General features: G+C 67.5%; 14 protein-coding genes. 7 read left to right on the forward strand and 7 right to left on the reverse strand.

Going from position 1 to position 13,190, the window contains the following annotated elements; translation table 11 throughout:
• Nucleotides 1–139 precede the first annotated feature (139 nt).
• The 3 genes from ybaL to A0J57_RS24525 are packed head-to-tail and all read right to left on the reverse strand — an operon-like array spanning nucleotide 140 to nucleotide 2,440.
• Nucleotides 140–1,786: a YbaL family putative K(+) efflux transporter gene (gene ybaL, locus A0J57_RS24515; RefSeq protein WP_025551612.1), complete on the reverse strand. Its 1,647-nt coding sequence runs from the start codon at nucleotides 1,784–1,786 to the stop codon at nucleotides 140–142.
• 58 nt (nucleotides 1,787–1,844) lie between these two features.
• A complete protein-coding gene (locus A0J57_RS26760) occupies nucleotides 1,845–1,985 on the reverse strand; it encodes a hypothetical protein (protein WP_165363323.1) in 141 nt (46 codons plus the stop codon).
• A gap of 56 nt (nucleotides 1,986–2,041) precedes the next feature.
• Nucleotides 2,042–2,440 carry a hypothetical protein gene (locus A0J57_RS24525; protein WP_064232786.1) on the reverse strand — a complete coding sequence of 133 codons (399 nt, stop codon included), beginning with the start codon at nucleotides 2,438–2,440 and terminating at the stop codon, nucleotides 2,042–2,044.
• A 188-nt stretch (nucleotides 2,441–2,628) separates the two neighbouring features.
• On the opposite strand from A0J57_RS24525, the gene rplU reads away from it, so the two are divergent.
• The 6 genes from rplU (at nucleotide 2,629) to A0J57_RS24555 (ending at nucleotide 7,495) form a co-directional block, all read left to right on the forward strand.
• On the forward strand, nucleotides 2,629–2,925 hold the full coding sequence (gene rplU / locus A0J57_RS24530) for a 50S ribosomal protein L21 (RefSeq protein ID WP_007683601.1): 297 nt from the start codon (nucleotides 2,629–2,631) through the stop codon (nucleotides 2,923–2,925).
• A gap of 30 nt (nucleotides 2,926–2,955) precedes the next feature.
• Nucleotides 2,956–3,225 (forward strand): 50S ribosomal protein L27, encoded by a 270-nt coding sequence (gene rpmA / locus A0J57_RS24535; protein WP_022683124.1) that lies wholly within the window; start codon nucleotides 2,956–2,958, stop codon nucleotides 3,223–3,225.
• Between the two features lie 273 nt (nucleotides 3,226–3,498).
• Nucleotides 3,499–4,089: a GNAT family N-acetyltransferase gene (locus tag A0J57_RS24540; protein ID WP_061940790.1), complete on the forward strand. Its 591-nt coding sequence runs from the start codon at nucleotides 3,499–3,501 to the stop codon at nucleotides 4,087–4,089.
• Nucleotides 4,090–4,211: 122 nt separating this feature from the next.
• The gene (obgE, locus tag A0J57_RS24545; RefSeq protein ID WP_061940793.1) at nucleotides 4,212–5,306 is read left to right on the forward strand and encodes a GTPase ObgE; all 1,095 of its coding nucleotides are present in this window, start codon (nucleotides 4,212–4,214) and stop codon (nucleotides 5,304–5,306) included.
• Between the two features lie 121 nt (nucleotides 5,307–5,427).
• Complete coding sequence (gene proB, locus A0J57_RS24550; RefSeq protein ID WP_061940796.1) at nucleotides 5,428–6,558, forward strand: glutamate 5-kinase; 1,131 nt, start codon at nucleotides 5,428–5,430, stop codon at nucleotides 6,556–6,558.
• A 4-nt stretch (nucleotides 6,559–6,562) separates the two neighbouring features.
• Nucleotides 6,563–7,495, forward strand: a complete 933-nt coding sequence (locus A0J57_RS24555; protein WP_061940799.1) for an NAD(P)-dependent oxidoreductase — start codon at nucleotides 6,563–6,565, stop codon at nucleotides 7,493–7,495.
• Between the two features lie 80 nt (nucleotides 7,496–7,575).
• Here the strand turns inward: A0J57_RS24555 and folP are convergent, their stop codons facing one another.
• Nucleotides 7,576–8,697, reverse strand: a complete 1,122-nt coding sequence (gene folP / locus A0J57_RS24560) for a dihydropteroate synthase (RefSeq protein WP_061940802.1) — start codon at nucleotides 8,695–8,697, stop codon at nucleotides 7,576–7,578.
• 43 nt (nucleotides 8,698–8,740) lie between these two features.
• Nucleotides 8,741–9,865, reverse strand: coding sequence for a site-specific DNA-methyltransferase (locus A0J57_RS24565; RefSeq protein WP_025551601.1), 1,125 nt, complete (start codon nucleotides 9,863–9,865; stop codon nucleotides 8,741–8,743).
• Between the two features lie 290 nt (nucleotides 9,866–10,155).
• Between A0J57_RS24565 and A0J57_RS24570 the strand changes: the two genes are divergently transcribed.
• Nucleotides 10,156–10,497, forward strand: a complete 342-nt coding sequence (locus A0J57_RS24570; protein ID WP_061940813.1) for a helix-turn-helix transcriptional regulator — start codon at nucleotides 10,156–10,158, stop codon at nucleotides 10,495–10,497.
• Between the two features lie 68 nt (nucleotides 10,498–10,565).
• Here A0J57_RS24570 and A0J57_RS24575 read toward each other — a convergent pair whose 3' ends face one another.
• Both A0J57_RS24575 and A0J57_RS24580 read right to left on the reverse strand, forming a co-directional pair.
• Complete coding sequence (locus tag A0J57_RS24575) at nucleotides 10,566–11,363, reverse strand: nucleotidyltransferase family protein (protein ID WP_061940805.1); 798 nt, start codon at nucleotides 11,361–11,363, stop codon at nucleotides 10,566–10,568.
• A gap of 36 nt (nucleotides 11,364–11,399) precedes the next feature.
• Nucleotides 11,400–12,929 (reverse strand): M23 family metallopeptidase, encoded by a 1,530-nt coding sequence (locus A0J57_RS24580; RefSeq protein WP_061940807.1) that lies wholly within the window; start codon nucleotides 12,927–12,929, stop codon nucleotides 11,400–11,402.
• Nucleotides 12,930–13,190: the final 261 nt, after the last annotated feature.

The following is a 13,190-nucleotide window of genomic DNA, read 5'->3' on the forward strand; positions in this document are numbered from 1 at the left end:
TCGCTATGCGTGCCTGCAAAACCGACCAGAGCTTCTCTGCAATGATCTATCTCGCCGCAGCCATCATCAACTCACGATGAATCCCCACAAACCCTAGAATGCCTTCGCATCTATCGACCAAGCTCCGTTTGACAACACCCTAACCCGCCCCGCAGAGCGACAGCATCCGCGCCGCCAGCTCCCGCTCCCCCATCACCACATGGGGCACGCCCAGCCCCTCCAGATGCCTGACCTCCGCATCGGAATGGGCGCGGGCGATGACCTGAAGATGGGGATTGAGGTGGCGCGCATGTTCGTGAATCGCGCCGCCCTCGAACCCTTCGGGCACGGCGATCAGCAGCCGCCGCGCCTCGTTTATGCCGGCCGCCCGCAGATGCCGGTCCTCCAGCGCGCTGCCCCGCACCACGGTAAGGCCGGCCTCCTCCGCCTCCTCCGCCCGGTCGGAATCGGCTTCGATCACCACGAAATGCGCGCCCTTCTCGGCCAGCCGATCCGCGATCAGCTTCCCCACCCGGCCATAGCCGACCAGGATGACATGGCCGATGCGCGGCTTCGCCTTCGCCTTCTGGGCCTGCGCCTCTTCCTCGACCTCCTCCTGCTTGTGCCCGCGCACGATCAGGGAGAAGATCAGCGGATTGAGGAAGATCGAAACGATCGCGCCCGCAAGGATCAGGTCGCGCGCCTCGGCCGGCAAGACCCCCAGTCCCGTCCCCAAGGAGGCGAGGATGAAGGAGAATTCCCCGATCTGCGCCAGGCTCGCCGCGATGGTGAGCGCCGTGTCGCCCGGATGGCCGAAGGCGCGGACGATGGCGAAGGCGGCGATCGACTTGCCGACGATGATGATCGCCACCGTGGCCAGCAACGGCAGCGGCTGCTCGACCAGCACCGCCGGATTGAACAGCATGCCGACGGAAACGAAGAAGAGCACGGCGAAGGCGTCGCGCAGCGGCAGCGTCTCCTCCGTCGCGCGGCGGCTGAGCGGCGTCTCGCCCAAGATCATGCCGGCGAAGAACGCCCCCAGCGCGAAGGACACGTCGAACGCCACCGCCGCGCCGAAGGCGACGCCCAGCGCTATCGCCAGCACGGCCAGGCGGAACAGCTCGCGCGATCCGCTATGCACGACCCAGTGCAACGCCCAGGGAATGACGCGGCGGCCGACCACCAGCATCAGCGCGACGAAGCCCGCGACCTTCAGCAGCGTGCCCAGCAGCGGCGCCAGCAAGGCCCCCGCATTGGCCCCGCCCGCCGCATCGGCATTGTTCATGACCCCGGCAAGCGCGGGGAGCAGCACCAGCGCCAGCACCATCACCAGATCCTCGACGATCAGCCATCCGACGGCGATCCGGCCCCGGCGCGTTTCCACCAGGTCCGCCCCCTGCAGGGCGCGCAGCAGCACGACGGTGCTCGCCACCGACAGCGCCAGGCCGAAGACCAGCCCGCCCAGCAGCGGCCAGCCCATGACATGCGCCAGGCCCATGCCCATCAGCGTCGCCACCGCGATCTGGCCCAGCGCGCCGGGCACCGCGATGTTCTTCACCGACAGAAGGTCGCGCAAGGAGAAATGCAGGCCGACGCCGAACATCAGCAGGATGACGCCGATCTCCGCCAGTTCATTGGCCAGGCTGGCATTGGCGACGAAGCCCGGCGTGAACGGCCCGACCATGATCCCGGCGATCAGATAGCCGACAAGCGGCGACAATTTCAGGCGATGGGCGATGGCGCCCATGACGAAGGCGACGACAAGGCCCGCTACGATCGTTCCGATCAGGGGCGTGTGATGGGGCATGGAGTGTCTTTCCCTGACCGCCGATGGAGGAACGCCCTCCATCGGCGGCATATCATATTCATTCAGCGACGGTCAGCATCGCCGCCGACAACAGCGCGCCGGCCGCGCCCAGTCCCGCCATGACGGCCGGCATGAACCACCATGGCGGACGGCGGCGGGACGACCCCGTGCTGCCGCGTCTCGATCTTCTGCGGGTCATGAAGAGGCTCCTTTTTCCTGATGGCGGCCTGGAACGGCCGCCCTGAGGGCGATGCGTCAGGAAAGGACCGGGGGCGCCCGCGCCCGCCGGGGGGAAAGCAGGTGGGAGGACGGGAAAGAAACGAAGGCGGGAGAGAATCGGTCGCCGGCGCGCAGCAGGACGACGACCGGCAGCATCGCAATGACCATCGGCCCGCTCATGGCGAACGCCGGAAACGGCGCCCGCCCGTCGCCATCCGGCTCGATGGCCTGCGCGGCGACAGGGGTCGCATGGGCGCGGGCCTTCAACACCACTGCGGTGGTGGCCGGGTTGAAGGCGGAGCCGGTGAACCGGCTGGATGGCGGCCCCAGGGGCGCGAGCGCGCTCAGCAGGGCCACGCCGATCGACAGCCACAGGGTCAGGATGAACAGCAGCCGGGCGGCCAGTGCTTCATTCCTGTATGGCGCTGGCGTCATGCGTGATGCTATCCTTTCGCCGCGCCAAGATAGGGACGCGCAAGGCCAAAAACCAGCCCCGAATGCCGCGCTTGCCGGTTGACATGGGCGAGTCATTCCAGTAGCGGGCCACATTCCCGCGCGGGTCCAACAGGGCATTGTCCCTCGACGATCTGCGTAAAGCAGATTTGAACGAGAAGAGAAGAGCCATGTTCGCAGTCGTGCGCACGGGCGGCAAGCAGTATCGCGTCGCCGCCGGAGACAAGATCGTCGTCGAGAAGCTGGCCGGTGAGGCTGGCGACAAGGTGACCCTGGATGACGTCCTGTTCGCCGGCGAAGGCAGCGACGTGAAGGACGCAGCCAAGCTGACCGTCGCCGCCGAAATCGTCGCGCAGGCGAAGGGCGAGAAGGTCATCGTTTTCAAGAAGCGCCGCCGGCACAACTACCGTCGTCGCAACGGCCACCGCCAGAATCACACGATCCTCAAGATCGTGTCGATCGCCTGAGCCGCAGCAAAGTCACGAGGAGTTTAAGTCATGGCACATAAGAAAGCTGGCGGTTCGTCGCGCAACGGTCGCGATTCGGAATCGAAGCGCCTTGGCGTGAAGAAGTTCGGCGGTCAGGAAGTGATCGGCGGCAACATCATCATTCGCCAGCGCGGCACCCGCGTCTATCCGGGCCGCAATGTCGGCATGGGCAAGGACCACACGCTGTTCGCGCTGGGTGAAGGCCGCGTGGTATTCCACACCGGCAAGCTCGGCCGCAAATATGTGTCGGTCGACGCACTGGCCGAAGCAGCCGAATAACGGACGATCGATGACGGATCGTCCCTCGCAATCGGGGCGATCCTCCTGGCGGAACGACTTTGGTCACACCGCCAGAGTTCGAGGGAAACAAGGGGCGCCCCATCCGGGAGCGCCCCTTTTTCGTGTCGACGGGCGTCTCCCCTGAATTTCCCTCAACTCTCTGGAACCCCTCGCTTTCTCGCGCGTCGTGCGGGCGGGGCCCAGCCAGAGAAGATAGTCGTCAAGCCGTAACTTTTCGCGGTCATTGGCGCGCCGGAGATTAGGAGACTTTCGATGTTCGCCCGTACCCCCCGCCTGTTGCTGCGGCCCGGCTGGATGGAAGATGCGCCGGCCCTTGCCGAAGCGATCGGCGATGCGGCCGTCCTGCGCAACCTGACCCGCGCACCGGCCGCCTACAGCCAGGCCGATGCGCAGGCGTTCCTGGCCCAGCCGCAGGACCCGCGCCTGCCCAGCCTGCTTGCCTTCACCCGCACCAAGGGCGCACCGCGCCTTGTCGGCGGCTGCGGCCTCCATGCGGCGGCTGATGGCAGGGTGGAGCTGGGCTATTGGATCGCCCGCCCCTATTGGGGACTCGGCTTCGCGACCGAAGCGGCCAGCGCCGTCATGCACATGGCCCGCGCCTCGGGCGTTCGCGATGTGCGCGCCGCCCATTTCGTGGACAATCCGGCATCCGGCAACGTCCTGCGCAAGCTCGGCTTCCGCTATACCGGCCGGATGGAAAGGCGCTTCAGCCTGGGCCGGGGCGCGGCGGCGGATTGCCTGGTCTTCGAGGAAGGCGCCTCCGGACAGGCGGGCGCCATCCCCATGATGACGGATTCGTCGACCGACCTCTACGGGGATTCGCTGCCCGCGCTGGCGGCCTGATCCCTGCTGCCGGGGATGGCGGCACGGCGCCGCCTTCTCCGGCGCCGGCCGCTTTTCGGGCAAGCGGCCGCTTTTGCCGCGCGCCTGTTTAATTCCGCCGCATAAACCGCTATGGGCGCGCGATGCATTTTCTTGATCAAGCGAAGATTTTCATCAAGTCCGGCTGGGGCGGTCCCGGCGCGGTCAGTTTCCGGCGCGAAAAATATGTCGAATATGGCGGTCCCGACGGCGGCAACGGCGGCAAGGGCGGCGACATCATCTTCGAGGCGGTGGCCGGGCTGAACACCCTGATCGACTTCCGCTACACCCAGCATTTCAAGGCGCAGCGCGGCATGCCCGGCGCGGGCAAGAACCGCTATGGCGCAGGCGGCGAAGACCTCGTCATCAAGGTGCCGGTGGGCACGCAGATCCTGTCCGATCCCACGCCCGTCGACGGTACGGAGGATGAGGACGGGACGATGGAATATGAACAGGAACTGCTGGCCGACTTCACGCAGGTCGGGCAACGCGTCGTGCTGCTGCGCGGCGGCGACGGCGGACGCGGCAACCTGTCCTACAAGACCAGCACCAACCGCGCCCCGCGCCAGCATGGCACGGGCTGGCCGGGGCAGGAAATGTGGGTGTGGCTGCGGCTGAAGCTGCTGGCCGATGTGGGCCTTGTGGGCATGCCCAATGCGGGCAAGTCGACCTTCATCAACCAGGTCACCAACACCAAGGCGAAGGTCGGCGCCTATGCCTTCACCACCACCAAGCCGCAACTGGGCGTGGTGCTGCATCGCGACCGGGAATTCGTCCTGGCCGACATTCCGGGCCTAATCGAGGGCGCGGCCGAGGGTGCGGGGATCGGCGACCGCTTCCTGGGCCATGTCGAACGCTGCCGGGTGCTGCTGCACCTGATCGACGCGACCGGCGACGACCCGGTCGAACAGTTCCGCATCGTGCAGGATGAACTCGCGGCCTATGGCGGCGGGCTGGACGAAAAGCCGCAGATCGTGGCGATCAACAAGGGCGACCTGCTGGGGCCGGAACTGATGGAGGACATTGCCGGCCAGCTTCGGGACGAGGCCGGGGTGGACGATGTGTTCATCATCTCCGGCGCGACCGGCGAAGGCGTGCCGGCCCTGCTGGACGCAGTGCTGCCGCTGCTGGACCAGCCCGGCGAGGATGATGAGGATGGGACAGAAGAAGAAGACGAGAAGCCGTGGTCGCCACTGTAACTCCTCCCCTCCCCTTCAGGGAAGGGGTCGGGGATGGGGGCTGGCCGGATAGGGCTTCCCCCGCCTTGCCTCCTCACCCCAACGCCTCCCCTGCAGGGGAGGAGCGCATTCGGACCGCTTCATGACTTCTTCCCTCTCCGGCTTCCCTCCTTCGCAAATCCGCCGCCTGGTCATCAAGATCGGCTCCGCCCTGCTCGTCGATCCGAATGGCGAGGTGCGCCAATCCTGGCTGCGCACGCTGGTGGCCGACATCGCGGCGCGCAAGGCTGCGGGCCAGCAGATCATCATCGTCTCCTCCGGCGCCATCGCCCTGGGGGCCCGGCGGCTGAAACTGCCCAAGGGCGGACGCGGCTCGCTCGAAGACGCGCAGGCGGCCGCCGCCACCGGTCAGATCGCGCTGTCGCAATGCTGGGCCAGCCTGCTCCACGAAAGGGGCATCACCGCCGCGCAGATGCTGGTGACGCTGGACGATCTGGAAAACCGCCGCCGCTATCTCAATGCGTCGGCCACGCTGGAACGGCTGATGGCGCTCGACGTCGTGCCGGTCGTGAACGAGAATGACAGCGTCGCCACGGCGGAAATCCGCTTCGGCGACAATGACCGGCTGGCGGCGCGCATCGGACAGGCGGCACGGGCTGACGCAGTTGTGCTGCTGTCGGACGTCGACGGGCTTTACACCGCCAACCCGCATGTCGATGCGGACGCCATGCTGATAGAGACAATCGAGCGCATCGATGCGCGCATCGCCGGGATGGCGGACGGCGGCTCCGCCTCGGGCATGGGATCGGGGGGCATGACCTCCAAGATCGAGGCGGCGCGGATCGCGACCGGGGCCGGCGCGCATCTGGCGATCATCTCCGGCAAGGTGGACTCGCCGCTGTCGCACTGGACCGATGGCGGCAAGGGCTCGATCTTCCTCGCCGCACAGGCCAGGGGCGCGCGCAAGGGCTGGCTCGCCGGCCGCCTCACCGTGCGCGGTCGGATCGTGGTCGATGCGGGGGCGGAGGCGGCTCTGGGCCGCGGCAACAGCCTGCTCCCGGCCGGCGTGGCGCGGGTCGATGGCATCTTCGCCCGCGGCGACGTGGTCGACATATTGGCTGAGGATGGTCGGGTGATCGCCCGCGGCCTCATCGAATATGACAGCGACGAAGCCTCCCGCATCGCCGGCAAGCGCAGCGAGGACATCGCCGCGCTGCTGGGGCATCTGCCCCGCTCGGTGCTGGTCCACCGCGATCATATGGCGATGGTCTGATCCCATGTCCCTGCGCATTGCGATGACGGGCGCGACGGGTTTCGTCGGCGCCGAAACGCTCCATCAGGCTCTGGCGGCGGGACATCATGTCAGCGCCATCACCCGCCGGGCGCAGCCGCCGCGCGCCCATCTCAAATGGGTGCCCGGCGCGCTGGAGGACCGGGCGGCGCTCAACACGCTGGTGCGCGACGCCGATGTGGTGATCCACATCGCCGGCGTGGTGAACGCGCCCGACCGCGAAGGCTTCGAAACGGGCAATGCGCGCGGCACCATGGCGGTGGTCGACGCGATGCGGCATCGCGGGGTCAAGCGGCTGATCCACGTCTCCTCGCTTTCGGCGCGGGAACCGGAACTGTCGGACTATGGCTGGTCGAAGGAACTGGCGGAGCGGCATGTGAAGGCGAGCGGCCTCGACTGGACGATCATCCGCCCGCCCGCCATCTACGGCCCCGGCGACCGGGAGATGCTGGAACTGTTCCGCATGGCCCGGCGCGGGATCATGCTGATGCCGCCCGGCGGACGCCTGTCGGTGATCGAGGTGGGCGACCTCGCCCGTCTGTTCCTGACGCTGGCGGTCGAAAAGGACATGAAGAGCCTGACCCATGTCTATGAGGTCGATGACGGCACGCCCGGCGGCTGGGACCATATGGACTTCGCGCAGGCGATCGGACGCGCCGTCGGACGGCCTGGAGAGAGGGCGGTGCGGACCTTCGCGACGCCCGCCTGGCTGCTGGGCATGGGCGCGCGGCTCGACCGGCTGGTGCGCGGCAGGAACGCCAGGCTGACGCCCGACCGGGTCAGCTATTTCTGCCACCCGGACTGGGTGGTGACGAAGCGCAGGCAACCGCCCAAAAAGCTGTGGGTGCCCCGGGTGCCGACGGAAGAGGGATTGAAGGCCACTGCCGAAGCCTATCGGGCGAAAGGCTGGCTGCGATAGGCCGAACGGCCTCCGCCACGGGCTGAGCGGGAACCTTCCCGGCAAGGCCTAAACCGCCTCCCCTTTCTCCGCACGATGCTCTAAACCGCGCCCAAGCCCGCATCCGCCAGACCGCGCCAGAGGTGCAGCGCCTGAACGCTTTCCGCGACATCATGCACCCGCACCATCTGCGCGCCCAGTTCAGCGGCGCGAAAGACCAGGGCCACCGATCCGCCCAGCCGCTCCGCCGCCGGCGCCTCGTTCGACAGCGCCCCGATCAGGCGCTTGCGGCTGCCCGCGAACAGCAGCGGCACGCCCAGCCCCTGCAACGTCGCCAGCCCGTTCACCAGCGCCAGATTGTCGCCCAGCGACTTGCCGAATCCCAATCCCGGATCGACCATGATCTTCCCGCGCGGCACCCCCGCCGCCAGACAGGCGTCCACCCGCGCCTCCAGCATGTCGAACACATCGGCCACGACATCGCCATAACCCCCGGCATTGTCGTGCGGATCGTCCCCGGCCGACGGCGCATGCATCAGGATGACGGGGCACCCCGCCGCAACCGCCACTTCCATGGCGCGGGGATCATGCCGCAGCGCGCTCACATCATTGACGACCGCCGCTCCCGCCGCCAGCGCGGCTTCCATCACCGCCGCCTTGCGGGTGTCGATGGACATGGGAACCCCTGCCGCCGCCAGCCTTTCGATCACCGGCACGACGCGGGCGATCTCATCCCCTTCCCACAGGCGCGGCGCCCTGGGTCGGGTGGATTCGCCGCCCACATCGATCAGCGCCGCCCCCGCCGCCGCCATGGCGAAGCCCGCATCGGCCGCCGCCTGCGGATCGTCCATATGCCTGCCGCCGTCGGAAAAGCTGTCCGGCGTGATGTTCAGGATCGCCATCACCTGCGGCGCGTCGAACCGGATGGTGCGTTCCCCCAGCACCAGGGGCGGACGCTGCGCAGAGATATTGGCCGCCAGCCGCTGCGCCCGCTCCGCCAGCGCATCGGGCAGCCCCGCAATGGCGTCGGCAAATTCCGCGACCGGCACCGTCGCCCGCGCCACGCGCCGCCCGTCCTTCCGCGCCGTCAGCTCATAAGCCTGGAACCACAGCAACCCATTGCCCATCCGCGCCGCCGACCCGTCGGCCAGACCGACGGGCGACGGCACGAACCAGATGGGGCGCAGGTAAAGGCGCGCATCGGCAGGAAGCTGTGGCAACATCTTCAAACTCCGTCGCCCAGAGCCCGAAAGGAATCCGGGATCGTTAAGGCTCGTTCGCCAGCAAATAGGTCTGCCGCAGCGCATCGATCGGCTTCAGCACGCCCTCCACCTCGCAATGCCAGAAGGTCCAGCCATTGCAGCTCGGCGCACCCTGCAGGGTCGCGCCCATCTTGTGGATCGAGCCGGTATCCGCCCCCACCGACAGCGAACCGTCCGCCCGCACCACCGCCTGCCAGCGCCGCTTCGAATCCGTCAGCACCGCACCGGGCTGCAGATAGCCCGTCTCGACCAGCGTGCCGAACGCCACCTTGGGCTGCTGCCGCGCCGTCTGCATGATGGTCAGCGCGCTTTCGTCCAGCGGCAGCGCGGCCTCGATCCGCTCCAGCGCGACCTCGATATAATCGTCCTCGCGCTCGATGCCGATCCACCTGCGGCCCAGGCGCTTGGCCACCGCACCCGTCGTCCCGGTGCCGAAAAAGGGATCGAGCACCACGTCGCCCGGCTTCGTACAGGCCAGCAGCACGCGATAGAGCAGGGCCTCCGGCTTCTGCGTCGGATGCGCCTTGGTGCCGTTGCGCTTCAGCCGTTCCTGCCCGCCGCAGATCGGCAGCACCCAGTCGGACCGCATCTGCAACTCGTCGTTCAGCGTCTTCATCGCCTTGTAGTTGAACGTATATCGCGCATCCTCGCCCTGGCTCGCCCAGATCAGCGTCTCATGCGCGTTGGTGAAGCGCGTGCCCTTGAAATTGGGCATGGGATTGGACTTGCGCCAGATGATGTCGTTGAGGATCCAGAAGCCCTCATCCTGCAACGCCGTGCCGACGCGGAAGATATTGTGGTAGCTGCCGATCACCCAGATGGTGCCGTTCGGCTTCAATATGCGCCGCGCTTCCCGCAACCAGGCCTTGGTGAAGCGGTCGTAGGAACCCAGCGTATCGAACTTGTCCCAGTCATTGTCGACCGCGTCCACCCGGCTGCCCTCGGGCCGGAACAGGTCGCCGCCAAGCTGGAGATTATAGGGCGGGTCCGCGAAGATCATGTCGATGCACGCATCGGGCAGCTTCGCCATTTCCGCGATGCAGTCGCCGCGCAGCAGGCGGTCGGCCTCGACCTCCACGGGCGCAACCGCCTTTTTCCGCCGCGGCGCGACGCGTTCCATGACACCCATTTCGTGACCCCCGTTTCCTTCTGAGGCCCAGCGATGAGTCCTCCGGAGTCAGCCGTCAAGATCAGCAACTTAGGGTTCAAGCCTCACATAATGGTTAACATGACGGAGAACGAACCGGGTAGCCACTAGATATTGAGTCGACAGCGACTCGAAAGACTCAAGATCGGCTAGTGTGACTCAAAAGACTCAGCGCAGAACAGGCCCAAAGTTTTTTTGGTTAACGCCGCTGCAAAGGGTAAAAACCGCCTTCACCTTGACCCACCCATAACCCGATGATTATGAATGGGTCCATGACCGACCATATTTTAAGGGGGGATCGATCGGCCTCCTGCGACGAACTGTTCAAGGCCCTGTCGGACGGCACCCGGCGCGCCCTGCTGGAATATCTGGTGCGCGAAGGGGAACAGAGCGTCCACGCCCTCACCGCCATTTCCGGCGTATCGCAACCCATGGTGTCCCGCCATCTCGGCAAGCTGAAACGCGCCAGCCTCGTGACGGCCCGCCGCGCCGGACGCGAAACCTATTATTCCGCCCGCGCCAAGGGCCTTGCGCCCGTCGTGCAGTGGATGGCGGTCTACGGCGCGCTCTGGTCGCAGCGTTTCACCGCGCTGGAGGAACTGGACGCCTACTGACTTTCGAACATGGAACAACATGCGGAAATGGAATTAGGTGCTCCTGCGCAGGCAGGAACACGCCGCTTCTATCGCACAGACCCCGCCAGGATCGCCTCGATCAGCGCCACGTCGTCCGGCTTGTCCGCGTCGATGCAGGCCTCCGCCTTCTCCATCGCCACCAGCCGCGCCACGATCCCGAAGCGCCGCCCCACCCGCGCGATCCCGCCCCGCAGCGTCGAAATCCGCAGCACCGCGCCCAGCAGGGCCAGCGGCCCGAAGGCGGACAGAATCTTCCACCCCTTCTTCCGGTCCTGCTCGACCTCCTGCCACAGCGCGACCACCGGCCGCGCCTTGCCGCTGCCGAACCAGAAGAGATTCGCCCCCGACCACCCGCCGTCGCGAAATTTGAGCCAGGTCCGCCGCGACCCCGGATAGCGCGCCAGCAATGTCCTGCGCTCGACCATCGCCACGGCGATGTCCGCGCCGGATGCCTCGCGCACCATCTGGTCCAGCATGGCCCCGTCCAGCAGCACATGATCCGCCGTCGTCATCAGCAGGGGAAAGGGCAGGTCCCCCCGGTCCAGCAAGGCGATGAGGGAGGAAGCGATTCCGCCCCCGCTCCTTTCGAACCGCACTTCGGGATGCTCCGCCAGCCAGGCGGTCGCCGGATCGTCGGCGAACAGCTCCGGCGCCTGGGTCAGCACGACCAGCCGCCCGACCGCCGGATGCGCCAGCAGGGCGCGGGCCGGCCGGTTGATCATCGGCTCCCCCGCCACCGGCACCAGCGGCTTGACCGCCACGCCGGCCGCCGCCGCCAGGGGATCGGGGATCGGCCGCGCCCCGGCCAGCAGGATCGCGGTGATGTCGGAAGCCGCTGCGTTCATTCCCGCCCGTTAGCGGAGGGAATCGCCCGCGAAAAGCTATTTCCCGGCCGCGGCCGGCGCCGCGGTCTTCTGCGCCACCTGCACGGGCAGGCCGATGCGCAGGCTCTTCAACTGCACCAGCCGCTGCCGGAAAGCCGCCAGCTCCCTGCCCGCCAGTTGCGATGTCGTGGTGAACCGCACCGACAGCGGATTGATCGTCCGTCCGTTCCGGTACAGCTCATAATGCAGATGCGGCCCGGTCGACAGGCCCGACGATCCGACATAGCCGATCACCTGCCCCTGCCGCACCCGCTGCCCCGGCGACGCGGCGATGCGGCTCATATGCGCATAGCCGGTGGCAAGGCCGTTGCCATGCTCCAGCCGCACATAATTGCCATGCCCGCCATGCCGCCCGGCATAGGACACCACGCCGTCCGTCGCCGCATAGATGGGCGACCCATAATGGGCGGCAAAATCGATCCCCGCATGCATGCGGGTATAACCCAGGATCGGATGGCGCCGCATGCCGAAGCTGGACGACATGCGCCCCGCCACCGGCGCCGACAGCACGCCGCGCCGCTGGCCGACGCCCGACGCCTCGAACCACTGGGTCCGCCCGTCCTGCGTCCATTTCAGCATGTCGATGCCGCGCCCGCTCGCCCGGTGCAGCCCGGCGAACAGCAGGTCGCCCACCTCCACGTCGCCCGTGTCGGCCCGCCGATATTCGGTGACGATGTCATAGCGGTCCCCCGCCGAGATCGATCCGAGATCGACCTGCTGCGCGACGACGCGCAGGAAACTCTGGATCGCCTTGGGCGGCGCGCCCGCCGCCCGCGCCGAACGATAGAGGCTCTCGCCCACCACGCCCTGGATGCGCAGCGGCGTCTCGTCCACATGGATCGCCGTCCGCTGCACCTGCAGGACCCCGCCGGCCCGCGCGATCTCGATCCCCAGATCGAGCCGCGCCCGGAAGCTCAGCCTGTCCAGCGGCCGCGGCACGTCCCGGCTCGGCCGGCGGCCCAGCACGATGTCCAGCGGCGTGCCCGGCTTCAATCCCGCGCCGGTGTCGCCCGCCACCAGGCTCGTCACCGTCGCCACGTCGCCGCCGCTCACGCCCGCCCGCGCCAGCGCCCGGCCCAGCGAATCGCTGCCGCCGATCTGCGCGCGCAATTCGATCTGCGGCCGCTCCGGCGTCTCGCGCAGCGGCTGCACCGCGTCGGTCGGCCCCATGCGCCGCCCGCTGTCCGCGCCCAGGGCAAGCGGCATGATCATCTGGCTGCGCACTTCGTCGAATTGCCTCGCCGGCATCAGCGGCTGCGGCGCGCCGGGCAGCGCATGAAAGCCCGGCGACAGATAAAGCGCCGCCGCGCACAGCCCGAAACAGGTCGCAAGTCCCCGGAACCAGGTGAAACTTCCCACCCGCTGGCCAAGGTCGGGAACCAGTTCCACATCCTCGGCCCAGTCGCGCAGCTTCTCCCGCCAGTCGCGCCGATCCTCGGCCGGTCCCGCCCTGCGGATCGAGTCAGTCAGCCACAGGGACGCGGAAGCGCCACCCTGCTGGGCATTGATCTGACCATCATGAAACACGGTAAAACACGCCCCCGGGGCAAATATCGCCCGACCCCCGCCGCGCGTTCATCCGCAATTTTGTAAAAGCACAAGGTTAAAGTCAAATAAACACGCCTTTTTTAACCCTTTTTCCGCGACCGGCCGTGCCCCGCAAAGGACCGGCGGACCAATCCCCGCCGCTCGTCCCCTCATCCCCGGCTCTCCTCCCTCATCCTCGCCTCTCCTCCCTCATCCCCGCCCCTCCCCGTCATCCCCGCGAAGGCGGGGATCCATCTCCCA

It is taken from the genome of Sphingobium sp. 22B, assembly GCF_001580035.1.
In the GTDB taxonomy this organism is placed as follows: Bacteria; Pseudomonadota; Alphaproteobacteria; order Sphingomonadales; family Sphingomonadaceae; genus Sphingobium; species Sphingobium fuliginis.

What these genes read in the sequence shown, in the direction of transcription:
- ybaL (WP_025551612.1), bottom strand. Translation starts at nt 1,786, where the DNA reads ATGCCCCATCACACGCCCCTGATCGGAACGATCGTAGCGGGCCTTGTC.
- A0J57_RS26760 (WP_165363323.1), bottom strand. Translation starts at nt 1,985, where the DNA reads ATGACCCGCAGAAGATCGAGACGCGGCAGCACGGGGTCGTCCCGCCGC.
- A0J57_RS24525 (WP_064232786.1), bottom strand. Translation starts at nt 2,440, where the DNA reads ATGACGCCAGCGCCATACAGGAATGAAGCACTGGCCGCCCGGCTGCTG.
- rplU (WP_007683601.1), top strand. Translation starts at nt 2,629, where the DNA reads ATGTTCGCAGTCGTGCGCACGGGCGGCAAGCAGTATCGCGTCGCCGCC.
- rpmA (WP_022683124.1), top strand. Translation starts at nt 2,956, where the DNA reads ATGGCACATAAGAAAGCTGGCGGTTCGTCGCGCAACGGTCGCGATTCG.
- A0J57_RS24540 (WP_061940790.1), top strand. Translation starts at nt 3,499, where the DNA reads ATGTTCGCCCGTACCCCCCGCCTGTTGCTGCGGCCCGGCTGGATGGAA.
- obgE (WP_061940793.1), top strand. Translation starts at nt 4,212, where the DNA reads ATGCATTTTCTTGATCAAGCGAAGATTTTCATCAAGTCCGGCTGGGGC.
- proB (WP_061940796.1), top strand. Translation starts at nt 5,428, where the DNA reads ATGACTTCTTCCCTCTCCGGCTTCCCTCCTTCGCAAATCCGCCGCCTG.
- A0J57_RS24555 (WP_061940799.1), top strand. Translation starts at nt 6,563, where the DNA reads ATGTCCCTGCGCATTGCGATGACGGGCGCGACGGGTTTCGTCGGCGCC.
- folP (WP_061940802.1), bottom strand. Translation starts at nt 8,697, where the DNA reads ATGTTGCCACAGCTTCCTGCCGATGCGCGCCTTTACCTGCGCCCCATC.
- A0J57_RS24565 (WP_025551601.1), bottom strand. Translation starts at nt 9,865, where the DNA reads ATGGGTGTCATGGAACGCGTCGCGCCGCGGCGGAAAAAGGCGGTTGCG.
- A0J57_RS24570 (WP_061940813.1), top strand. Translation starts at nt 10,156, where the DNA reads ATGACCGACCATATTTTAAGGGGGGATCGATCGGCCTCCTGCGACGAA.
- A0J57_RS24575 (WP_061940805.1), bottom strand. Translation starts at nt 11,363, where the DNA reads ATGAACGCAGCGGCTTCCGACATCACCGCGATCCTGCTGGCCGGGGCG.